This window comes from Flavobacterium difficile, from assembly GCF_011392115.1.
Lineage (GTDB): Bacteria > Bacteroidota > Bacteroidia > Flavobacteriales > Flavobacteriaceae > Flavobacterium > Flavobacterium difficile.
Map to the genome: position 1 here is coordinate 470124 of NZ_JAAJBT010000001.1, position 23710 is coordinate 493833.

Annotated in this window: 20 protein-coding genes; 12 read left to right on the forward strand and 8 right to left on the reverse strand. The window is 32.7% G+C overall.

The window, feature by feature from the left end; genetic code table 11:
* The first annotated feature begins 14 nt into the window (after positions 1 to 14).
* The 11 genes from secE to G4D72_RS02060 all read left to right on the forward strand — a co-directional run bounded on the left by secE (position 15) and on the right by G4D72_RS02060 (position 13176).
* A complete protein-coding gene (gene secE / locus G4D72_RS02010; protein WP_166075913.1) occupies positions 15 to 203 on the forward strand; it encodes a preprotein translocase subunit SecE in 189 nt (62 codons plus the stop codon).
* 6 nt (positions 204 to 209) lie between these two features.
* Positions 210 to 761 carry a transcription termination/antitermination protein NusG gene (nusG, locus tag G4D72_RS02015; protein ID WP_166075914.1) on the forward strand — a complete coding sequence of 184 codons (552 nt, stop codon included), beginning with the start codon at positions 210 to 212 and terminating at the stop codon, positions 759 to 761.
* Between the two features lie 62 nt (positions 762 to 823).
* Positions 824 to 1264 carry a 50S ribosomal protein L11 gene (gene rplK / locus G4D72_RS02020; protein ID WP_166075915.1) on the forward strand — a complete coding sequence of 147 codons (441 nt, stop codon included), beginning with the start codon at positions 824 to 826 and terminating at the stop codon, positions 1262 to 1264.
* A 5-nt stretch (positions 1265 to 1269) separates the two neighbouring features.
* Complete coding sequence (gene rplA / locus G4D72_RS02025; protein ID WP_166075916.1) at positions 1270 to 1959, forward strand: 50S ribosomal protein L1; 690 nt, start codon at positions 1270 to 1272, stop codon at positions 1957 to 1959.
* A 22-nt stretch (positions 1960 to 1981) separates the two neighbouring features.
* Positions 1982 to 2482 (forward strand): 50S ribosomal protein L10, encoded by a 501-nt coding sequence (gene rplJ, locus G4D72_RS02030; RefSeq protein ID WP_166075917.1) that lies wholly within the window; start codon positions 1982 to 1984, stop codon positions 2480 to 2482.
* A gap of 56 nt (positions 2483 to 2538) precedes the next feature.
* A complete protein-coding gene (gene rplL, locus G4D72_RS02035; RefSeq protein WP_166075918.1) occupies positions 2539 to 2910 on the forward strand; it encodes a 50S ribosomal protein L7/L12 in 372 nt (123 codons plus the stop codon).
* Between the two features lie 251 nt (positions 2911 to 3161).
* The gene (gene rpoB, locus G4D72_RS02040) at positions 3162 to 6974 is read left to right on the forward strand and encodes a DNA-directed RNA polymerase subunit beta (protein WP_166075919.1); all 3813 of its coding nucleotides are present in this window, start codon (positions 3162 to 3164) and stop codon (positions 6972 to 6974) included.
* A 251-nt stretch (positions 6975 to 7225) separates the two neighbouring features.
* A complete protein-coding gene (gene rpoC / locus G4D72_RS02045; RefSeq protein WP_166075920.1) occupies positions 7226 to 11536 on the forward strand; it encodes a DNA-directed RNA polymerase subunit beta' in 4311 nt (1436 codons plus the stop codon).
* A gap of 73 nt (positions 11537 to 11609) precedes the next feature.
* The gene (locus G4D72_RS02050; RefSeq protein ID WP_166075921.1) at positions 11610 to 12128 is read left to right on the forward strand and encodes a GNAT family N-acetyltransferase; all 519 of its coding nucleotides are present in this window, start codon (positions 11610 to 11612) and stop codon (positions 12126 to 12128) included.
* Positions 12129 to 12263: 135 nt separating this feature from the next.
* Positions 12264 to 12572, forward strand: a complete 309-nt coding sequence (locus G4D72_RS02055) for a DUF3467 domain-containing protein (RefSeq protein WP_166075922.1) — start codon at positions 12264 to 12266, stop codon at positions 12570 to 12572.
* 76 nt (positions 12573 to 12648) lie between these two features.
* On the forward strand, positions 12649 to 13176 hold the full coding sequence (locus G4D72_RS02060; RefSeq protein ID WP_317165221.1) for a GNAT family N-acetyltransferase: 528 nt from the start codon (positions 12649 to 12651) through the stop codon (positions 13174 to 13176).
* Positions 13177 to 13272: 96 nt separating this feature from the next.
* Here G4D72_RS02060 and rluF read toward each other — a convergent pair whose 3' ends face one another.
* From rluF to G4D72_RS02075, 3 genes are all read right to left on the reverse strand, one after another.
* Entirely contained in the window at positions 13273 to 14061 is a 789-nt protein-coding gene (rluF, locus tag G4D72_RS02065; protein ID WP_166075923.1) for a 23S rRNA pseudouridine(2604) synthase RluF, read from the reverse strand.
* A gap of 155 nt (positions 14062 to 14216) precedes the next feature.
* Positions 14217 to 14996, reverse strand: coding sequence for a zinc ribbon domain-containing protein (locus G4D72_RS02070; RefSeq protein WP_166075924.1), 780 nt, complete (start codon positions 14994 to 14996; stop codon positions 14217 to 14219).
* 4 nt (positions 14997 to 15000) lie between these two features.
* Positions 15001 to 16092, reverse strand: a complete 1092-nt coding sequence (locus G4D72_RS02075; protein WP_166075925.1) for a Nif3-like dinuclear metal center hexameric protein — start codon at positions 16090 to 16092, stop codon at positions 15001 to 15003.
* A gap of 189 nt (positions 16093 to 16281) precedes the next feature.
* Between G4D72_RS02075 and lpxK the strand changes: the two genes are divergently transcribed.
* Complete coding sequence (gene lpxK / locus G4D72_RS02080; RefSeq protein WP_166075926.1) at positions 16282 to 17295, forward strand: tetraacyldisaccharide 4'-kinase; 1014 nt, start codon at positions 16282 to 16284, stop codon at positions 17293 to 17295.
* On the opposite strand, the gene G4D72_RS02085 is transcribed toward lpxK, so the two are convergent.
* From G4D72_RS02085 to G4D72_RS02105, 5 genes are all read right to left on the reverse strand, one after another.
* Positions 17273 to 19447 (reverse strand): tetratricopeptide repeat-containing hybrid sensor histidine kinase/response regulator, encoded by a 2175-nt coding sequence (locus tag G4D72_RS02085; protein WP_166075928.1) that lies wholly within the window; start codon positions 19445 to 19447, stop codon positions 17273 to 17275. The genes lpxK and G4D72_RS02085 overlap by 23 nt on opposite strands.
* 21 nt (positions 19448 to 19468) lie before the next feature.
* The gene (gene gap, locus G4D72_RS02090) at positions 19469 to 20488 is read right to left on the reverse strand and encodes a type I glyceraldehyde-3-phosphate dehydrogenase (protein ID WP_166075929.1); all 1020 of its coding nucleotides are present in this window, start codon (positions 20486 to 20488) and stop codon (positions 19469 to 19471) included.
* 48 nt (positions 20489 to 20536) lie between these two features.
* Positions 20537 to 21403: a lipoyl synthase gene (gene lipA / locus G4D72_RS02095; protein ID WP_166075930.1), complete on the reverse strand. Its 867-nt coding sequence runs from the start codon at positions 21401 to 21403 to the stop codon at positions 20537 to 20539.
* A gap of 116 nt (positions 21404 to 21519) precedes the next feature.
* Complete coding sequence (locus tag G4D72_RS02100; RefSeq protein ID WP_166075931.1) at positions 21520 to 22356, reverse strand: energy transducer TonB; 837 nt, start codon at positions 22354 to 22356, stop codon at positions 21520 to 21522.
* 92 nt (positions 22357 to 22448) lie between these two features.
* Positions 22449 to 23693, reverse strand: a complete 1245-nt coding sequence (locus G4D72_RS02105) for an MFS transporter (protein ID WP_166075932.1) — start codon at positions 23691 to 23693, stop codon at positions 22449 to 22451.
* Positions 23694 to 23710: the final 17 nt, after the last annotated feature.

Here is a 23710-nt window from a genome sequence, read left to right on the forward strand (position 1 = left end):
ATAAAGTAAATATCATGTTAAAATATTTTTCTGAAGCATTCGAAGAATTAAAATCAAACGTAACTTGGCCAGCTTGGGCTGATGTGCAAAAGTATACAGTTGTTGTTGCTTTGTTTTCAGTGTTATTTGCTTTGGCTACATGGGGTGTTGATTTAACGTTCACTAAAGTGTTAAACGGATTCTTTAATTTGTTAAAAGGTTAATTCGAAATGGCTGATAATAACGTAAAGAAATGGTATGTCGTTAGAGCGGTAAGTGGTCAAGAGAACAAGGTTAAAGCTTATATTGAGCAAGAAGTTAATCGTGTTGGAATGGGTGACTATATCTCTCAAGTACTTGTGCCTACCGAAAAAGTAGTACAAGTAAAAGACGGTAAAAAAATATCAAAAGAAAGAGTATATTTCCCTGGTTATGTTATGATTGAAGCTAACTTAACAGGTGAAATTCCTCATATTATTAAGTCGATTACTGGTGTTATCGGATTTTTAGGTGAAACTAAAGGTGGTGATGCTGTACCATTAAGAATGGCAGAAGTTAACAGAATGTTAGGTAAAGTTGATGAATTATCTGTGAAAACAGAAAATGTGAGCATACCTTATTCTATTGATGAAACTGTTAAGGTTATCGATGGTCCTTTTAATGGTTTCAACGGAACTATTGAAAAAATAAATGAAGAAAAGCGTAAACTTGAAGTAATGGTTAAAATTTTCGGAAGAAAAACACCATTAGAATTAAGTTTTATGCAAGTTGAAAAAGTATAATTTTTGTTACATATATAAACCCGCATTAATCGCTTCCGTTGATTAATGTAAAATTTTAAAAAATGGCTAAAGAAGTTAGTAAAGTAGTTAAACTACAAGTTAAGGGAGGTGCTGCGAACCCGTCGCCACCGGTTGGACCTGCTTTGGGAGCTGCTGGGGTTAATATCATGGAGTTCTGTAAGCAATTCAATGCAAGAACACAAGATAAACCTGGCAAAGTGTGTCCAGTACAAATTACTGTATACAAAGACAAGTCTTTTGACTTTGTTATTAAAACTCCACCTGCTGCAGTTCAATTAATGGATGCTGCAAAATTAAAATCTGGTTCTGGTGAGCCTAATCGTAAAAAAGTAGCAAGTGTTACTTGGGATGTGATTAAGGCGATTGCAGAAGATAAAATGGCAGATTTAAATGCATTCACATTGGAGTCTGCGATGAGTATGATTGCTGGAACAGCTAGATCTATGGGTATAACTGTAACTGGAGATTCTCCTCTAAAATAAGAGATATGGCAAAATTGACAAAAAAGCAAAAAGAAGCTGCTGCTAAAATTGAAAAGAATAAATTATATTCTCTAAAAGATGCATCAGTATTAATCAAACAAATTGCTTCAGCTAAGTTTGATGAATCAGTTGATATCTCTGTTAGACTTGGAGTAGATCCAAGAAAAGCAAATCAAATGGTAAGAGGTGTGGTTGCATTACCACATGGTACAGGTAAAGATGTAAGAGTTTTAGCTCTTGTTACTCCAGATAAAGAAGCGGAAGCTAAAGCAGCTGGTGCAGACCACGTTGGTTTAGATGACTACCTTCAAAAAATCAAAGATGGTTGGACAGATGTTGATGTAATCATCACTATGCCAGCTGTTATGGGTAAATTAGGTCCATTAGGTCGTGTTTTAGGACCAAGAGGTTTAATGCCAAATCCTAAGACTGGTACTGTAACTATGGATGTTGCTAAAGCAATTCAAGAAGTTAAAGCTGGTAAAATTGACTTTAAAGTTGATAAAACTGGTATCGTTCATGCAGGAATAGGAAGAGTATCTTTTGATGCTGATAAAATCTATGACAATGCACACGAAATTGTTCAAACATTAATCAAATTAAAACCAACTGCGGCGAAAGGTACTTACATTAAGTCTATTCACTTAACAAGTACAATGAGTCCTGCTATCGCTTTAGATCCTAAAGCAGTATAATTGGTAGTTAAATATATTTAGTATGACTAGAGAAGAAAAATCAATTGCTATTGAAAATTTGACTGCACAGTTAGCAGATGTGAATGTTGTGTATTTAGCAGACGTATCTGGACTTGATGCAGGAACTACTTCAGACTTAAGAAGAGCTTGTTTTAAAGCAGGAATCAAATTAGAAGTTGTAAAGAATACTTTGTTAGCTAAGGCTATGGAAGTTTCTGCAAACGACTATGGAGATTTATCATCTACTTTAAAAGGTAACACTTCTATAATGATTGCAGAAACAGCTAATGGTCCTGCAAAAATTATCAAAGAATTCCGTAAAAAAGGTAAAAAACCTTTATTAAAAGGAGCATATATTAATCAAGAAATTTTTATTGGTGACGAACTTTTAGATAGCTTAGTAGCTATTAAATCTAGAGAAGAAGTTATTGGTGAAATTATCGGATTATTACAATCTCCAGCTAAACGTATACTTTCAGCTTTATTAAATAATGCTGAATCTAAAGGTGAAGCTGCAGAATAAGAAAACAAAACGCACTTAATAAATTACATATTTTAAACACATTAAAGATAGAAAAAATGGCAGATTTAAAAAATTTCGCAGAACAATTAGTTAACTTAACTGTAAAAGAAGTTAACGAATTAGCAACAATATTAAAAGATGAGTATGGTATCGAGCCTGCTGCTGCAGCTGTTGTAGTTGCTGCTGGTGGTGGAGATGCTGGTGCTGCAGCTGAACAAACTGAATTTACAGTTGTATTAAAAGAAGCTGGTGCTTCTAAATTAGGAGTTGTTAAAGCGGTTAAAGAATTAACTGGTTTAGGTCTTAAAGAAGCTAAAGATTTAGTTGATGCTGCTCCAACAAATGTTAAAGAAGGAGTTTCTAAAGATGAGGCTGAAGGTCTTAAGAAAGCTTTAGAAGAGGCTGGTGCTGTAGTTGAGTTAAAATAATCTCACCCAGTTTATAATACAGGTTTAGGTCTTGGAAGTCATTTCCACGACCTAAACCATTTTTCGTATAATAAAATTCTATAAATTTTATAGATCTACGAAAAATATTTTTTTAAATCAATACGAAGAAAAAAAGTGATTTTAAATTGTTTTTAAAGATGTATTGATTGTAAAAAAAAAGTATAAATTATTTTATAAATGTTGTGTTAATCACAAAAATTACTTTTTTTTAATCATAATATTATCCATTGATGATTGCTAATCAAACAGAAAGAATCAATTTTGCCTCGACAAAAAATATTCCTAATTATCCAGATTTTCTAGATATTCAGGTAAAGTCATTTCAAGATTTTTTTCAATTAGAAACTAAATCAGACGAAAGAGGTAATGAAGGTCTTTATAATACCTTCATGGAAAATTTTCCAATAACTGATACTAGAAATCAGTTCGTTCTTGAATTTCTAGATTATTTTATTGACCCACCAAGATATACTATCGAGGAATGTATCGATAGAGGTTTAACTTACAGTGTGCCACTTAAAGCTCGTTTAAAGTTATACTGTACAGATCCTGAGCACGAGGATTTCGAAACTATTGTGCAAGATGTTTATTTAGGAACAATTCCTTACATGGCGCCAAGCGGAACTTTCGTTATCAACGGAGCTGAACGTGTCGTTGTTTCTCAATTACATAGATCACCAGGGGTTTTCTTTGGTCAATCTTTCCACGCAAATGGAACTAAATTATATTCTGCCAGAGTAATTCCTTTTAAAGGTTCTTGGATAGAATTTGCAACAGACATTAACAATGTTATGTATGCATATATCGATAGAAAGAAAAAATTACCTGTTACTACTCTTTTCCGTGCCATCGGTTTTGAAAGAGATAAAGATATTCTTGAAATTTTCGACCTTGCAGAAGAAATTAAAGTGTCTAAAACTGGAATCAAAAAATACATCGGAAGAAGGCTTGCTGCTCGTGTACTTAACACATGGCATGAAGATTTCGTAGATGAAGATACTGGTGAAGTTGTTTCTATCGAACGTAACGAAATTATTTTAGACCGTGACACTATCTTAGATAAAGATAACGTTGATGAAATCATCGAAGCAGATGTTAAAGTAATTTTATTACACAAAGAAGATAGTAATCAAGCAGATTTTGCTATCATCCATAATACATTGCAAAAAGACCCTACTAACTCTGAAAAAGAAGCAGTAGAACATATATATAGACAATTACGTAATGCCGAACCGCCAGATGAAGAAACGGCTCGTGGTATTATCGATAAATTATTCTTCTCAGACCAACGTTACAACTTAGGTGATGTAGGTCGTTACAGAATGAATAAAAAGTTAGGCTTAGATATCCCAATGGATAAGCAAGTTTTAACTAAAGAAGATATCATTACAATTGTAAAATACTTAATCGAATTAATTAATTCAAAAGCAGAGATTGATGATATTGATCACTTATCTAACCGTCGTGTTAGAACAGTTGGTGAACAATTATCAGCTCAGTTTGGTGTTGGTTTAGCTCGTATGGCTCGTACTATTCGAGAAAGAATGAATGTACGTGATAACGAAGTCTTTACTCCAATCGATTTGATTAACGCGAAAACGTTATCATCTGTAATTAATTCGTTCTTTGGTACCAACCAGTTATCTCAGTTTATGGATCAAACGAATCCATTAGCAGAGATTACTCACAAACGTCGTTTATCAGCACTAGGACCTGGAGGTTTATCTAGAGAAAGAGCAGGTTTCGAGGTTCGTGACGTTCACTATACGCATTACGGACGTTTATGTCCTATTGAAACTCCTGAAGGTCCAAACATTGGTTTGATTTCTTCATTAGGAGTATATGCAAAAGTAAACGGAATGGGATTCATCGAAACTCCTTACCGTAAGGTAACTGATGGTGTAGTTGATTTAGAATCTACTCCTGTTTATTTAAGCGCTGAAGAAGAAGAAGGAAAAATGATTGCGCAAGCAAACATTGAAATGGATAATAATGGTAAAATTCTTGCTGATAATGTAATTGCACGTGAAGAAGGAGATTTTCCAGTGGTTTCTCCAACTGCAGTTCACTACACAGACGTTGCACCAAATCAAATTGCTTCTATTTCTGCTTCATTAATTCCTTTCTTAGAACATGATGATGCGAACCGTGCGTTGATGGGATCAAACATGATGCGTCAGGCTGTACCTCTATTAAGACCAGAAGCTCCAATTGTAGGAACTGGTTTAGAAAGACAAGTGGCGTCTGATTCTCGTGTACTTATTAATGCGGAAGGTTCTGGAGTTGTTACTTATGTAGATGCTGATAAAGTAACTATTAAGTATGACAGAACGGAAGAACAAAGAATGGTAAGTTTTGAAGAAGATGAAAAAACTTACAACTTAATTAAATTCAGAAAAACGAATCAAAGTACAACAATCAACCTAAAACCTATCGTTAGAAAAGGAACAAGAGTTGAAAAAGGTCAGGTACTTTGTGAAGGATATGCAACACAAAACGGAGAGTTGGCTTTAGGTAGAAACTTACAAGTAGCCTTCATGCCTTGGAAAGGGTATAACTTCGAGGATGCAATTGTAATTTCTGAAAAAGTAGTTAGAGATGATATTTTCACTTCTATCCACGTTGATGATTATTCACTAGAAGTTAGAGATACAAAATTAGGTAACGAAGAGTTAACTAACGATATTCCTAACGTTTCTGAAGAGGCTACTAAAGACTTAGATGAAAACGGAATGATCAGAATTGGAGCTGAAGTAAAACCTGGTGATATTCTTATCGGAAAAATTACACCAAAAGGGGAATCAGATCCAACTCCAGAAGAAAAATTATTACGTGCGATCTTTGGTGATAAAGCAGGTGATGTAAAAGATGCTTCATTAAAAGCTTCTCCATCATTACACGGTGTAGTTTTAGACAAAAAATTATTTGCTAAAGCGGTTAAAGATAAACGTAAACGCTCTAAAGATAAAGAAGATTTAGACAAACTTGAAATGGAATTCGAAGTAAGATTCGTTGAACTAAAAGACAAGTTAATCGATAAATTATTCTTAATCGTAGACGGTAAAACATCTCAAGGTGTAATCAATGATTTAGGTGAAGAAGTATTACCAAAAGGTAAAAAATTCACTAAAAAGATGTTACAATCTGTGGAAGACTTTGCGCACTTAACAAAAGGGCAATGGACTACAGACGAACATACGAATTCATTAATTAACGATTTAGTACACAATTATAAAATCAAATTAAACGATTTACAAGGGGTATTAAGAAGAGAGAAATTTACAATTTCTGTAGGTGATGAATTACCTGCTGGAATTTTAAAATTAGCTAAAGTTTATATCGCTAAGAAACGTAAGTTGAAAGTAGGGGATAAAATGGCAGGACGTCACGGTAACAAAGGTATTGTTGCTAAAATCGTTCGTCAGGAAGATATGCCTTTCTTAGAAGATGGAACGCCAGTAGATATCGTATTGAACCCACTTGGAGTACCTTCGCGTATGAACATTGGACAGATTTATGAAACCGTATTAGGTTGGGCAGGTTTAAAAACTGGTAAAAAGTTTGCAACGCCTATCTTTGACGGAGCTTCATTAGATCAAATTAATGGATATACAGACGAAGCTGGAATTCCAAGATTCGGTCATACATACTTATACGACGGTGGAACAGGTGAACGTTTCCATCAACCAGCAACGGTAGGTGTAATTTACATGCTTAAGTTAGGACACATGGTTGATGATAAAATGCACGCTCGTTCAATCGGACCTTACTCATTAATTACGCAACAACCTTTAGGAGGTAAAGCGCAATTTGGAGGACAACGTTTTGGAGAGATGGAGGTTTGGGCACTTGAAGCATACGGTGCATCAAGTACTTTGAGAGAAATCTTGACAGTTAAATCGGATGACGTGAATGGTAGAGCCAAAACTTACGAGGCTATCGTAAAAGGTGAAACTATGCCAGAACCAGGATTACCTGAATCATTCAATGTATTAATGCATGAATTGAAAGGTCTTGGTTTAGATATCAGATTAGAAGAATAAAAATAGTAAACAGTTACAGTCGCAGTTCGCAGTATTTGCTGAAAACTGTGACTGAAAACTGATTACGTACAATAGAGTTTTTAAGGATTTATACCCGTAAACCGTTCCGATTTTTTATAGCAATATAACTAGCACTTCAATGTTGAGATTGAAGTTTAGAGAAGTAAGCCGTGGTAGCGTTAAGGTCTTAAGTTTCTTTTGACTAAAACAAGATTCAATTTTAAATTGCACATAAATCAATAGTAAAAACTATGATGAATAATAGAAATAACAAAGACAAAAGTACTGGAGTTAAAAGATTTAACAGAATAACAATTGGTTTGGCATCGCCAGAATCAATGTTAAGTGAATCTAGAGGTGAGGTGTTAAAACCGGAAACAATCAACTACCGTACACACAAACCAGAAAGAGATGGTCTTTTCTGTGAACGAATTTTCGGACCAGTTAAAGATTTCGAATGTGCTTGTGGAAAATATAAAAGAATTCGCTACAAAGGAATCGTTTGCGACCGTTGTGGAGTTGAAGTTACTGAGAAAAAAGTACGTAGAGACAGAGTAGGTCACATCAACCTTGTTGTGCCAATCGCTCACATCTGGTATTTCCGTTCTCTTCCAAACAAAATTGGTTACGTTTTAGGATTGCCTTCTAAGAAATTAGACATGATCATCTACTACGAAAGATATGTAGTGATTCAAGCAGGTATTGCTAAAGGTCCAGAAGGTGAAACTTTAAATCGATTAGACTTCTTAACTGAAGAAGAATATCTAAATATCGTGGATACTTTACCAATGGAAAACCAATATTTAGATGATACAGATCCTAATAAATTTATCGCCAAAATGGGTGCTGAATGTATTATGGATTTATTAGCTCGTACAGATTTAGATGAATTATCATATAAATTACGTCATGCTGCTAATAATGAAACTTCTAAACAAAGAAAAACAGAAGCCTTAAAAAGATTAAATGTTGTAGAATCTTTCCGTGAATCTAATAAAAACAGAGAAAACCGTCCAGAATGGATGATTTTAAAAGTAATTCCAGTTATTCCACCAGAATTACGTCCTCTTGTACCTTTAGATGGAGGTCGTTTCGCAACTTCAGATTTAAATGATTTATACAGAAGAGTGATCATCCGTAACAATCGTTTAAAAAGATTAGTTGAAATTAAAGCGCCGGAAGTAATCTTACGTAATGAAAAACGTATGTTACAAGAAGCGGTAGATTCACTTTTCGATAATACAAGAAAAGCTTCTGCAGTTAAAACAGAATCAAACAGACCATTAAAATCTTTATCAGATTCATTAAAAGGTAAACAAGGTCGTTTCCGTCAAAACTTATTAGGAAAACGTGTGGATTATTCTGCTCGTTCAGTAATTGTTGTAGGACCAGAAATGAAATTGTTCGAATGTGGTCTTCCAAAAGATATGGCTGCTGAATTGTACAAACCATTCGTTATTCGTAAGTTAATCGAAAGAGGAATCGTTAAAACAGTGAAGTCGGCTAAGAAAATTATCGATAAAAAAGAACCAGTAGTATGGGATATCTTAGAAAATGTTATTAAAGGACATCCAGTATTACTTAACCGTGCTCCTACACTTCACCGTTTAGGTATCCAAGCCTTCCAACCTAAGTTAATTGAAGGAAAAGCAATCCAGTTACACCCATTAGTATGTACGGCATTCAACGCCGATTTCGATGGTGACCAGATGGCGGTTCACTTACCTTTAGGGCCAGAAGCAATTTTGGAAGCACAATTATTAATGTTAGCGTCTCACAATATCTTAAACCCTGCGAATGGTGCACCAATTACGGTACCTTCTCAAGACATGGTATTAGGTCTTTACTATATGACCAAAGAGCGTTTAACTACTCCAGAAATGAAAATCAACGGAGAAGGTTTAACTTTCTATTCTGCTGAAGAGTGTAATATCGCTTTAAATGAAGGAAGAGTTGAATTAAATGCTAGAGTGAAAATTAGAGCAAAAGACTTTAATGAAAACGGAGAATTAGTATATCAAATTATCCAAACTACTGCAGGTAGAGTATTATTTAATGAAGTAGTACCAGAAGCTGCAGGATATATAAATGAAGTTTTAACAAAAAAATCTTTAAGAGATATTATTGGTAAAATTTTAGCAGTAACTGATGTACCTACTACAGCAGCTTTCTTGGATGATATGAAAAACATGGGTTACAAATTCGCTTTCAAAGGTGGATTGTCATTCAGTTTAGGAGATATTAGAATTCCAGAGCAAAAAACAAAATTAATTGCAGACGCTCGTGAGCAAGTAGAAGGTATTTCTATGAACTATAACATGGGTCTGATTACAAATAATGAGCGTTACAATCAGGTAATTGATATTTGGACTTCTGCCAATGCGGAATTAACTGAAGCAGCTATGAAAAATATCCGTGAAGACCAACAAGGTTTCAACTCGGTATATATGATGCTTGATTCTGGGGCAAGGGGTTCTAAAGAACAAATTCGTCAGTTAACTGGTATGCGTGGATTAATGGCTAAGCCGAAAAAATCAACCGCAGGTGGTGGTGAAATTATTGAAAACCCGATTCTTTCTAACTTTAAAGAAGGTTTATCGATTTTAGAATACTTCATTTCTACGCACGGGGCACGTAAAGGATTAGCGGATACGGCTCTTAAAACTGCCGATGCAGGATATTTAACAAGAAGGTTACATGATGTATCTCAAGATGTTATTATTAATTCTGTAGACTGTGGAACATTAAGAGGTGTAGAAGTTTCTGCTTTGAAGAAAAATGAAGAAATTGTTGAAACATTAGGAGAAAGAATTTTAGGACGTGTTGCGTTACAAGATGTAATTAACCCATTCAACTCTGAAGTTTTAGTTCATGCTGGAGATCATATTACAGAAGCAATTGTTAAAGCTATAGACGCTTCTCCAATTGAAAAAGTAGAAGTGCGTTCTCCATTAACTTGTGAAGCTAAAAAAGGAATCTGTACAAAATGTTACGGTCGTAATTTGGCTACTGGTAAAATGGCACAACGTGGTGAAGCTGTTGGAGTTATTGCTGCACAGTCAATTGGAGAGCCAGGTACACAGTTAACACTTCGTACATTCCACGTTGGAGGGGTTGCTGGAGGTATTTCTGAAGAAGCTGGTATTTCTGCTCGTTTTGCAGGTAAATTAGAGATTGAAGATTTAAAAACAGTTAAAGGAGAAGATGCTGAAGGTAATACTATCGATATCGTAATTTCTCGTTCTACTGAATTGAAATTAGTAGATGTTAATACTGGTATTTTATTAAGTACTCATAATATTCCTTACGGTTCTACAATCAACGTTAAAGATGGTGATACAGTAGAAAAAGGCGCAACTATCTGTAAGTGGGATCCTTATAATGGTGTAATTGTATCTGAGTTTACAGGTAAAATTGCTTATGAAGATTTAGAACAAGGTCAATCTTTCATGGTTGAAATTGATGAGCAAACAGGTTTCCAAGAAAAAGTAATTTCTGAAGGACGTAACAAAAAATTAATCCCAACTTTACATATTTATGGTAAAGATGGTGAGTTAATTAGATCATACAATTTACCAGTTGGTGCACACCTTATGGTAGATGATGGTGAGAAAATTAAAGCAGGAAAAATTCTTGTAAAAATTCCTCGTCGTTCATCTAAAGCAAGTGATATTACAGGAGGTTTACCAAGAATTACCGAGTTGTTAGAAGCTCGTAATCCTTCAAACCCTGCAGTAGTTACTGAAATTGATGGTGTAGTTACTTTCGGAAAAGTGAAAAGAGGTAACCGTGAGTTATCTATTGAATCGAAATTCGGAGATGTTAAGAAATATTTAGTGAAGTTATCGGCGCAAATCTTAGTTCAAGAAAATGACTTCGTTAGAGCTGGAACACCATTATCAGACGGAGCAATTACTCCAGAAGATATCTTAAGAATTCAAGGACCATCTGCTGTTCAACAATACTTAGTAAACGAAATTCAAGAAGTTTACCGTTTACAAGGGGTAAAAATCAATGACAAACACTTCGAAGTAGTGATTCGTCAGATGATGAGAAAAGTTAGAATCCAAGATCCAGGAGATACTTTATTCTTAGAAGATCAACTAGCACATACTTCAGACTTTATTCTAGAAAACGATAAGTTATATGGAATGAAAGTAGTAGAAGATGCTGGTGATTCAACGAATTTAAAACCAGGACAAATTATTTCTCCAAGAGAATTAAGAGACGAAAATTCATTATTAAAACGTGAAGATAAAAACTTAGTTTCTGCTAGAGATGTAATTACTGCGACTGCAACACCTGTATTACAAGGTATTACAAGAGCATCGTTACAAACGAAATCATTTATTTCTGCGGCATCGTTCCAGGAAACTACTAAAGTATTAAACGAAGCAGCTGTTGCGGGTAAAATCGATACTTTAGAAGGATTGAAAGAAAATGTAATTGTAGGTCACAGAATTCCTGCTGGAACAGGTATGAGAGATTACGACAATATTCTTGTAGGTTCTAAAGAAGAATACAGTGAATTAATGGCTGGAAAAGAAGAATTCAGCTACTAAATTCAAAATCGCATATATCATTCTAAAAACCTAACAGATTTTTTTCTGTTAGGTTTTTTTTAATCAAATAGATATGGAATACATTCACATTCAGATCGTAAATCTTAATGAATTAGAACAATTACAAAAAATTGGTCGCCAAACGTTTTGGGAAACCTTTTCAGCATTTAACACTGAGGAAAATATGAGAATCTATTTGGAAGAAGGCTTTTCAAATGAAAAATTAACTGCAGAACTTAACGACATAAATTCTGAATTCTATTTTGCAAAATTTAACGGCGAAGTAATTGGTTATTTAAAACTCAATTTTGGAGCATCACAAACCGAATTAAAAGACAAAAAAGCACTTGAAATTGAACGAATTTATGTTACTAAAGAATTTCATGGAAAAAAAATCGGACAATTACTTTATAATAAAGCAATAGAAGTTGCAAAACTGAAAAATGTAGAATATGTTTGGTTAGGTGTTTGGGAAGAAAACCTGAGAGCTCTTAATTTTTATAAGAAAAATGGTTTCGTAGAATTTAATAAACATATCTTCAAATTAGGAAATGACGAGCAAACGGATCTCATGATGAAATTAATACTGTAAGAATTGCGATTCGTTTTTTTAAATCAAAAATATTACTTAATCTTGTATATACTTAAATGAATTCAAACCTCATATATTTATCATAAATTTAGAATTAAATTTTTATGATTTGTATGACTAAAAATTAAATTAAAAATGGAAAATAACAATCAGGAAGGTCAAATCAATATCGAATTAGACGAAAAAGTAGCAGAAGGAACGTATTCTAATTTAGCGATAATCAATCATTCAAATACCGAATTTGTAGTAGATTTTATTTCGTTAATGCCCGGAGTTCCAAAAGCTAAGGTGAAATCAAGAATTATTTTGACACCACAACATGCTAAAAGATTATTAAAAGCACTACACGAAAACATTCACAGATTTGAAAGTGCACACGGACAAATTAAAGAAGAGGAACATCCGCCAATGCCCTTAAATTTCGGACCAACCGGACAAGCGTAATTTTGATTTTTGTCATGCTGAACTTGTTTCAGCATCTCATTTATTAGATATTTAATTAAAATTTATAAATTTGAAGGTGATTGCATTTTATGTGATTGCCTTTTTTATTATGATATATTTAGAAAAAATAAATAAAACTCAATTGCCAATAATTAAAGATTTGGCATATGCAATTTGGCCTTCTACGTATGGAGAAATCTTATCAATTGAGCAATTAAATTATATGTTGGATAACTTTTATTCTATTGAAAATTTAAGTAATCAAATGGATAATGGGCAGGTTTTCGAATTATTAGTTGAGGCTAGTAATAAAGTCGGATTTGTAGCTTACGAATTGAATTGTAAAGAAACCGGTTGGCTTAAAATTCATAAAATTTATTTGTTACCAGAAACTCAAGGGAAAGGTTTCGGAAGATTTATGATTGATGAAGTGGTGAAAATTGCTAAAAAAAACCAGCAAAAAGGAGTTTTTTTAAATGTAAACAAATACAATAAAGCCCAGTTTTTCTATCAAAAATTAGGTTTTGCAATCACAAAAGATGAAGTAATTGATATCGGAAATAATTACATTATGGACGATTATCAGATGGAATTAGTGATCTAAATGAAAACGAATTTGCGTTAGTGGTTGTAGCGGCATCTCCCGATTTTTCATCGGGAATATAGCGGAAGACACGACCCAAAGGGTAACGCCCAAAAACTATCTATTCCTTTTGTCGTAATTTCTACTGCCGTAATTGGTTTTTTTATCTCTTAAAATACTAGCATCTTCAGTTTTACTTGAAGGTTCAATAAGTGTATTTAATTCGATAATTTCTTTGTCGGTTAACGGGCGGTATTTGCCAACGGGAACATCTAGAGTTATATTGATAATTCTAATTCTTTTTAAGGAAGTTACTTCGTAATCTAAATATTCGCACATTCTACGAATTTGTCGGTTTAAGCCTTGTGTTAAAACAATTTTAAACACAAATTGACTTACTTTTTCCACTTTACATTTCTTTGTAATTGTGTCCAAAATTGGTAAGCCATTACTCATTTGTCTAATGAAAACATCTGTAATAGGTTTGTCAACTGTCACGATATATTCTTTTTCGTGATTGTTTCTCGCGCGCAAAATTTTGTTTACAATGTCGCCATCATTCGTCATAAAAATTAAACCTTCACTGGCTTTGTCTAATCTTCCGATAGGAAAAACACGTTCTGGATAATTTATGTAATCTACAATGTTATCTGGAATATTTTGATTGGTCGTGCATTCAATTCCAGCTGGTTTGTGGAAAGATAAATAAATAGGTTTTTTATTCGCATTGGTTACCAATTCGCCATTAACACGAACTTCATCGCCTGGTGCGACTTTTGTGCCCAATTCTGGTGTTTTTCCGTTAATAGTTATTCTGCCTTCTTCTAATAAGCGGTCTGCTTCTCTACGGGAACAAAATCCTGATTCGGATAAATATTTATTGATGCGTACTAATTGCTCTTCCATTTGGCAAAGATAGTATTTTGAAGTTAGAAACTTGAAATTAGAATTTAGAAATTTGTTACTTAATAGAAAACCCTTCAAGAGTTTTGAACACTTGAAGGGTTTCTTAAATATAAATATCCCGTATTGTTTTGAGAAAAGATAAGGGATTTTTACTATTACATTTTGGCGAAAACTTTTTCCATTTTTTCTTTTTCTTCGTCGGCTAAAATAGTGTCAACTAAAATACGTCCACTGTGCTCATCGGTTAAAATTTTCTTTCTACCAGCAATTTCCATTTGTGTTTGAGGTGGAATTGTGAAGAATGAACCTGCAGAAGCGCCACGCTCAATAGAAACAACTGCTAATCCGTTAATGACACTTCCTCTAATTCTGTCGTAAGCTGCTAATAAACGCTCTTCAATTTTTTCTCTATATTCTTTAGATTTTTCTATCAAGAAATTTTCATCTTTTTCAGTTTCAGCCATAATATCACTCAATTCTGCTTTTTTATGCTTTAAGTGATTTTGCTTGCTTTCTAACTTTTCTTTGGTTTGATTGATAATTTCCTTTTTATTTTCCAAAGAAACTTTCATTTCTTTAATGTGCTTTTCAGCCAATTGAATTTCTAATTCTTGAAACTCAATTTCTTTAGATAAAGAATTAAATTCTCTATTATTTCGCACATTTTTTTGTTGCTCTGTATATTTTTTTATTGCTGCTTTGTGGTCATCAATATTGTTCTTTTTTTCTTTTGCTTGATGATCGATAGCATTTAAATCGTCGTTCAATTTTTCTAAACGCTTAGATAATCCGGCTACTTCATCTTCTAAATCTTCCACTTCTAAAGGTAATTCACCTCTTACGTTTCTAATTTCGTCAATTTTAGAATCGATTAATTGTAAGGCATAAATTGCTCTTAACTTTTCTTCTACGCTTAGTTCTTTTGTATTTGCCATATTGTTAAAAATATTTAACGGGATTTGTATTTAATTCTGATAAAATGATTGCAAAATTAGTGATTTTTTCTTTAAGAAAGTCAACAATATAGTTTTTTGTATACCTTTCACTTTCAAAATGGCCAATATCTGCTAAAAGCAGCTTGTTTTCGGCTTCATAAAACTGATGGTATTTTAAATCTGCGGTTAAAAAGGCATCAGCACCAGCAGAAATTGCATTTTTTATAGCGAAACTTCCACTGCCTCCTAAAACTGCTACTTTTTTTATTTCGTTAGGTAAAAATTGACTATGACGAATGCCGCCACATTCCATTTTATCTTTTACAAATTGTAAAAATTCGGCGGGTTTCATAGCGTGTTCTAATTCGCCAATCATTCCTAAACCAATATTTTGGTGTTCATTTTCAGTTTTGTAAATTTCATAAGCCACTTCCTCATACAAATGATTGGTGAAAAGGGCTTTTAAAATGTTGTTTTGAAGGTGTTTTTCAAATGTGACTTCAATTTTTATTTCGGCTTCTTTTTGTAGGATGTTTTTTTCTCCGATTACTGGATTGCTGGCATCGTTTCCTTTAAAAGACCCAATTCCAGAGGAAATAAAACTACAATTGTCATAATTACCAATCGTTCCGGCACCAGCATCGAATAAAGCGGCTTTTAATTGATTTACGTTTTCAGGTTTGGTATAAGTTACCAATTTATGTATGAAGTTTTGTTTCGGGATTAAAACTTTTGTATGGGTTACTCCTAAGGCATCGCAAAAAATTTTATTCACCCCATTTTGATGATTGTCTAAAGCCGTATGTACAGAGTAAATGGCAATGTCGTTTTTTATCGCTTTAATGATTGCTCTTTCAACATAATTTTTCCCAGTAATTTTTTTCAAGCCAGAAAACAAAATAGGATGGAAGCAAACTACCAAATTGCAATTTTTAGAAATAGCTTCCTCAATCACTTCTTCTAAAGCATCATGACAAACCAAAATCCCTGTAATATCGTTGGTGTGACTTACTAAAAGACCAACATTGTCAAAGTCTTCGGCGTAAGCTAACGGTGCTAATTGCTCCAAATGTTTCGTTATTTCAGATAATTGCATGAGTTTTTTCTAATTTTATAGTTTCAAAGATAAAAAAACTTATTTTCGTAGTATGAAATAGCCACAAAAAAAGCGTTTGCTTGCAATTGAAAATCATCGAAAACAAATGAAAATAAAATTGCTGAGATAGACACCTATCTATAATAAAGCTATACCATATGACAAATATAAAATAATAATTAGCTTCATATGAAATTAATAAGAAAAATACTTTTTCCCATCGCAATTATATATTGGATAGTCACTTTTTTTAGAAATTGGCTTTACGATATGGGTTTATTTACAAGTAAAAGTTATGATTTACCCATAATCGCTATCGGAAATTTAAGTGCTGGCGGAACTGGAAAAACACCTCATACAGAATACTTAATTCGATTATTAAAGGAAAAATATAAAGTGGCGGTATTAAGTCGTGGTTATAAACGAAGTACGAAAGGTTTTGTGTTAGCAAATGACGCTAGCACTGCTGTCGAATTAGGTGACGAATCGTACCAAATTCATACTAAATTTCCAGATGTTGCAGTTGCGGTTTGTGAAGACAGACGAACAGGTATTGAAAATTTAATTTCTATAAACAATCCAAATGTAATTTTACTTGACGACGCTTTTCAACACCGAAAAGTGAAAGCTAGTTTTTATGTTTTATTAACGGCTTATGATGACTTGTTTTCTGAAGATTTTATTTTGCCTTTTGGAGATTTGCGTGAAAGTGCAATGGGAAAAAAGCGTGCTAATGTTGTTGTTGTAACGAAATGTCCTGCCTCGCTTTCTAGTCAAGAACAGGAAAAAGTAAAACAAAAATTGCAGGTAGAAGTTCCGGTTTTCTTTACGGCCATTCATTATGATACAAAAGTTTTAAGTTTACATTCCACTTTACCAGTTTCTGAAATAATTTCTAAAGAAAAAGTAATTGTAGCCGGAATTGCAAAGCCTAAATACTTTGTTGATTATTTGAACTCTGGAAAAGATAAGGTTATGATTTATCCCGATCATCATAATTTTTCGGAACAGGAAATAGCGGTCTTAAATGATTTAGCTCAAGACAAAATACTGGTTACAACTGAAAAAGATTTTATGCGTTTAAACGGAAAAATTAATTCGGAAAAGTTATATTATTTACCCATAACCTCTATGTTTTTAGAAGCCGAATTAGATTTTCAAGAGACGATTTTTAAGATAATTAAGAAGGGAAATAAGAACTAATTACATTGTAGAAATGTTCTGGTGCAAAAGGTTTTGTTACCACATCATTCATACCGAAAGACAATAACATTTCTCTGTTTTCATTTAGCGAAATAGCTGTTAAAGCAATAATTGGTGTAGTCGTATCAAATTTTCTAATTTCTGCAGTTGCTTCCGTTCCGTTAATTCCAGGTAAATGCACATCCATCAAAACAATGTCGAATTTTTCCTTTTGCATGGTAGTAATTGAGTCTTCTCCGTTATCGATAATAGTACAAATCATCCCTTTATTTTCCACCATTTTCTTTGTAATCATTTGATTGATTTTGTTGTCTTCAACCAATAAAACAGTTTTGTTCTTTAAGTTATCGTGTGATACAATCTGGCTTACTTCAATACTAGAAATGGTTTTAATATCTGATTTGTTGAAATTCAAATTGAAGTAAAATTTTGTTCCTTCATTTACTTTACTTTCTAAATGAATTTCACTACCTAAAATTTCAATAATTTTTTTAACAATTGAAAGTCCTAATCCTGTTCCTCCATAAGTTCTATTAATTTCTACTGAGCCTTGAGAAAAACTATCAAAAATATTTTCAATTTTGTCTTCAGGTATTCCGATTCCATTGTCTTCCACTACAAATTGTAAGGTAACATGATCATTTTTTTCGGCAATAGTTGTAATGCGCAAAGTTACATTTCCGTTTTTTGTAAACTTAATAGAATTGTTAATTAAGTTAATTAATATCTGGGATAGTTTTGTAGGGTCGCCAATCAAGTTTTCATTCCCTTTTATGTTCAAGTCTAACTTAAAAGTAATGTTGTTTTTACTTATAAAACCACCAAATGATTGATTGATGTTTTTAGCCAATTCTACCATGTTAAATTTGATTTTTTCAACATGTACATTGTTAGATTCTAATCGATTGATTTCTAAAATATCATTAATGAAACTTAACAAATAATTTCCAGAAAATTCTAAAGATTTTAAATAGTTAAGCTGACTTTTTTTTGGTTTTTCTTGAAGTAACAAATATGTTATTCCATTTATCGCATTTAATGGAGTTCTTAATTCGTGACTTACAGTCGATAAAAATTCAGATCTTGCCTTCGATGCAAATTCTGCTTTTTCTTTTTGTTCGGTAAGTTCTTTGTTTTTATCTTGTAAAAGTTTGTAAGTAAAAGTTCTGATTTTATTGTTCTTATATAATGAAAAACTTAATAAGGATAAAATAGCTATCAATACAATACTCATGATGCTAATTAATCTGGAAAAGCGAATGGATTTCAATTGGTCGTTTTTCTCTTTTTCCAATTTCTCCACAATTTCTAACTGATTGTCGTGCTCTTTTTTGTTAATTAAAAATTCTGTGTTTGTGATACTTGAGTTATTTTTAATTTCATTTAAAGTCAGATATTGTTTTAAATACGCGTTAGATAATTTATAGTCTTCTAATTTTTCACTAATTAAAATAAGGTTGTTTAAAATTTTCTTTTTAGAAATTCCCACAGAATTATTTTCTACTAAATCTAATGCTTTTTTAGAATAAGTTAGTGCTTTTTTATAATCTTTCTTTAAATAATAAATTTTACTTAATTGAAAAACAGCTTCAATTTTACTGCTTTCCATATCTTTATTGTTTTCTGCAATATCTTTGAAAACATCAATTGCTTCATCTAGTTTATTGCTGGCTTTTAGCGTTAAGCCTTTTTGAAGTTCTAACAAAGGAAACGCTTCGCTAGAATTCGTTTGGTTGTAAATTGAATAAGCTTTATTAAAGTACATTTTTGCAATAGAAAATTTTCTTTTTTCTAAATATAAAGTACCAAGCGTGTAGTTAATTTTAGCAACTTTTGAAGAAGATATTTTATTAATTTCATAATAATTAGAACACTTAATTAAGTTAATAATTGCATCGTTATAATTATTGTTTTCTAAGTGTAGACTGCCTAAAAAATAATAGGAGTCATATAGTTTTTCATTGTTTTTAGTTGCTTTTGAAAATTCTATGGCTTTTTGCGCATATTTTATAGCGTCTTTAGAATTGTATTTTTCTTCATATGAATAATTGGCTAATTCTAAAAAATAATTAATGCTGTCGAGATGGTTTTTCTTACTTTGAGAAAAGGTAAATAAAGAGAAAAAAGTGAGTAAGAAAAAAAGTTTTTTCATTATTTAGTTTCAAAACAGGTATTAAATGTGGCTAAAAATACTATTTTTTTTTTGAAAAACAAGTATTAAGTCGACAAGTCTCGATGAATAGCCTATTTCATTATCATACCAGCCTACAATTTTAACCATTTTATCAATTACGGAAGTAAGCTGTGCATCAAAAACACATGAGTTTGTATTTCCAATAATATCAACAGAAACTATTGGGTCTTCTGTATATGATAAAATGTTTTTTAATTCATTTTCTGAAGCATTCTTAAAAGCCAAATTTATTTCTTCAATTGTAACTTTTCGATTTACATTGAAAGTAATATCGGTTAATGAACCATCTGGTACAGGAACACGAATGCCACATCCTCCAATTTTACCGTCTAATTCTGGGAAAATTTTAGTAATAGCTTTTGCTGCTCCAGTTGTAGTTGGAATTATAGATTGCGAGGCTCCTCGGGCACGACGTAAATCTTTATGCGGTTGGTCGTGTAAACTTTGATCTGTAGTGTAGGAGTGAACCGTTGTTATGTACGCTTGCTCAATGCCGCATAATTCTTGAATTATTTTTAACATGGGAGCAGCATTATTTGTAGTACAACTCGCATTAGAAATAATTGTTTCCGAACCATCCAAAATGTGTTCATTAACGCCTAAAACAACTGTTTTAATTTTGTCGTCTTCTGGTGGAGCAGATAAAATAACTTTTTTTGCACCTGCAATAAGGTGTAATTGAGCCGTTTCTGTAGTTTTAAATTTTCCTGTTGCTTCAATTACTATATCAATTTCCAAAGATTTCCAAGGTAGTTTTGATATGTCACTTTCATGAAAAAATTGAAATTTTAAATCATCTATAAGTAACGATTCGTTTTCTAATGAAATATTTCGCTGTAAAACACCATGAATACTGTCGTATTTAACTAAATGACTCATGGTTTTACTATCCGCGATATCATTTATGGCAACAACTTCTATGTTGGGATGATTCAGTAATAGTCGAAATAAATTTCTTCCAATTCTTCCAAAACCATTTATAGCGACACGAATTTTCAAATTTTATCTTGTTATTTTGTTGAATTTAATTTTGTCTTACACCTGAAATTAATGAATGTGTTTTTCAGCATGATAAGAAGAACGCACTAACGGACCACTTTCCACATGAATGAAACCTAATTCTTTGCCAATTTTTTCGTATTTTTCAAACTGTTCAGGTGTGATGAACTCTTTTACAGGTAAATGCTTTTTACTAGGTTGTAAATATTGCCCAATTGTAACTACATCTACTTTTGCTTCTTTTAAATCATGTAAAGTTTGAATAACTTCTTCTTCCGTTTCTCCTAAACCAAGCATAATACCCGATTTAGTTCGATTTAAGCCTTGTTCTTTTAAGTATTTTAATACGGCTAAACTTTTGTCGTATTTAGCTTGAATTCTAACTTCTCGAGTTAGTCTTCTTACGGTTTCAATATTATGGGAAACGACTTCTGGAGCCACTTCAATAATTTTATCTAGATGTTTTTCGCTTCCTTGAAAATCTGGAATTAATGTTTCTAAAGTTGTTTTTGGGTTCATTCTTCGGATCGCTTTTACTGTTTCAGCCCAAATAATTGTACCCATATCTTTCAAATCATCTCTGTCTACACTTGTAATTACAGCATGCTTGATGTTCATTATTTTGATTGAACGCGCCACTTTTTCTGGTTCTTCCCAATCTACATTTTCAGGGCGACCAGTTTTCACACCACAAAATCCGCAAGAACGGGTGCAAATATTTCCTAATATCATAAATGTAGCCGTTCCTTCTCCCCAACATTCACCCATATTCGGGCAACTTCCAGAAGCACAAATTGTGTTTAATTTGTATTTGTCAACTAAACCTCTAAGTTCTGTATATTTTTGTCCAACAGGTAATTTTACACGCAACCATTTTGGTTTTGGAGTAGGTGGAAATACGCTTTCTGTAGCCATAATTAATTTCTAAAAATCTCTTGCAAATATACAAAACACATTATGAAAACAAATCATAAAAAATCCACAAAATAATTTCTATTTTGTGGATTCATAACCGATCTATTTTAAAGAAATTAATCTTCTATTTCTGTAAGATTAATTTTTATTGGAAGTCTTTTTTCGCTTCTAACAGTTTCACCATTTACTTTGCCTGGTGTCCATTTTTTCTTCATAGCTTTTAAAACTCTTATGGCTTCTTTTTCTAGGGCTTTATCTCCTTTACCTATCATTTTAATGTCGGTCATAGAGCCATCTTTTTCAATCACAAAAACCAATTCTATCAATAAGAAATCTTTATCAAAAGTTTCAGGCACTTTATAATTGTCTGCAATAAACGCTCTAAATTTATCAATTCCACCAGGAAAACTGGCTTCTACTCCTAAAACACCTGTGTAAAGGTTATTTGAAGGTGTTGTTGTTCCTGTTCCATTAGTTGAACTTGTTGGTTTTGGGTCTGTTCCGTTTGGATTGCCAGCAGGCAACGGATTTCCATTTTCAATTCCGTTTGGATTATAAGGACTTGATGTATCTGGATTTTCAGGTTGCGGAATTGGTTTTACCTCTAGTTCATTAACAACAACAGGTGGAACCTTATCAGGAGTTAGATTTAACTTTGGTTTTTCTGTTCCCTTTTTTAAGATTGGTTTTGTTTCAACTATAGGTTTTATTTTTACTAATCTTATTTTTTCTACTGGTGTTAATGGACAGTTTATTGTTTCCTCATATTTAGGTTCTGGAGACGTAAATGAAAATAATCCAATTCCAATTGCTAGTGCTCCGAAAGTGATAAGCATCGCTTTGATGGTAGTAGTATCACTTTCTTTTCTTAATTGGTAAGCTCCGTAAGCCTTGTTTCTGTTTTCGAAGGCAATGTCTAGCCATTCTTTGTTTTGTACGTTGAAATTTGACATAATATATAGTTTTTAAGGTTGATACTTGCGTATAATGTAAACTATAATAAAAAATCGTGCCAAAAATTCAATAAAAAAACAATTTCATTAAATTATTCTGTGTAATTCATGTCTATGTCGTGCGTTTCTGCAATGGTTAAAGTAGCGTAAATGGCTAAAAGGAAAACAATAATTCCCACAATTATTGCACTATTAATAATTCCAGAAATAGGTTTAAAAAAGTCAAAACCAATAATCATAACAGGTAGCAAGCCTCTAACCATATTCGGAATTGTGGTTGCAGCGGTGCTTCTTATGTTAGTTCCAAATTGTTCTGCGCCAACCGTTACAAACATAGCCCAATATCCTGTTCCTAATCCGAACCAAGCACAAAAAAAGTAATAAGAATTTTCTGTTTTCGCGAAACCGGAAAGCAATAACGCTACTCCAATTATGGTGAAAAGTAGCATATAAAAAATAGCTTTTTTTCTTGATTTAAAATAATGAGAAATAAATCCACTTGCAAAATCTCCAGCTGAAATTCCAATGTAAGCCCACATAATTGCTTTTCCGGGTACTAAATTTTCAATCTTCATTACAGTTGCAAATTGATTTGCTAATAATGCTAAAATTCCAATACAATACCAAGTAGGTAAGCCAATTAAAATGCATTTTAGATATTTTATAAACCGATCTTTAGAGTTGAACAACAGAAAGAAATTTCCTTTTTTTACGGATGAATCGTGTGCGATATCTTTGTAAATCCCAGATTCAGATACACTTACTCTTAATACTAGTAAAACCAAACCTAAACCACCACCAATGAAATAGGAAGTGGTCCATTCTGATGTCATTTGTACCGTTAACTGTGCTACAACAGCTCCTAATAATCCAAAGCCAGCTACAATTGAAGTTCCTATAGCGCGTAAACTTTTAGGTAGCGATTCGGAAACTAATGTAATTCCAGCACCTAATTCTCCTGCCAAACCAATTCCGGCAATAAAACGCAATGCGGCATAAATTGATACGATGTTTTCTTTTGGAAATTGCGGCAAAAATCCACAAGCAATATTGGCTAAAGAATACACTAATATAGATCCAAATAAAACAGAAAGTCGTCCTTTTTTATCACCTAAAACTCCCCAAAGAATACCACCAAGTAGTAAACCAGACATTTGCCAATTGATAATAGTTGTTCCTACTTTATCTGCATCTAATCCTAAAGTGTTTAAACTGGGTACACGAACAATTCCGAAAAGTAATAAGTCGTAAATATCAACAAAATAGCCGAGAGCGGCAATGATTACTGGAATTGAGAAAAGATATTTGAGTTTTTCTGAAAAAGTAAAGTTATCCATTTGGTTTGTAAGTTTTG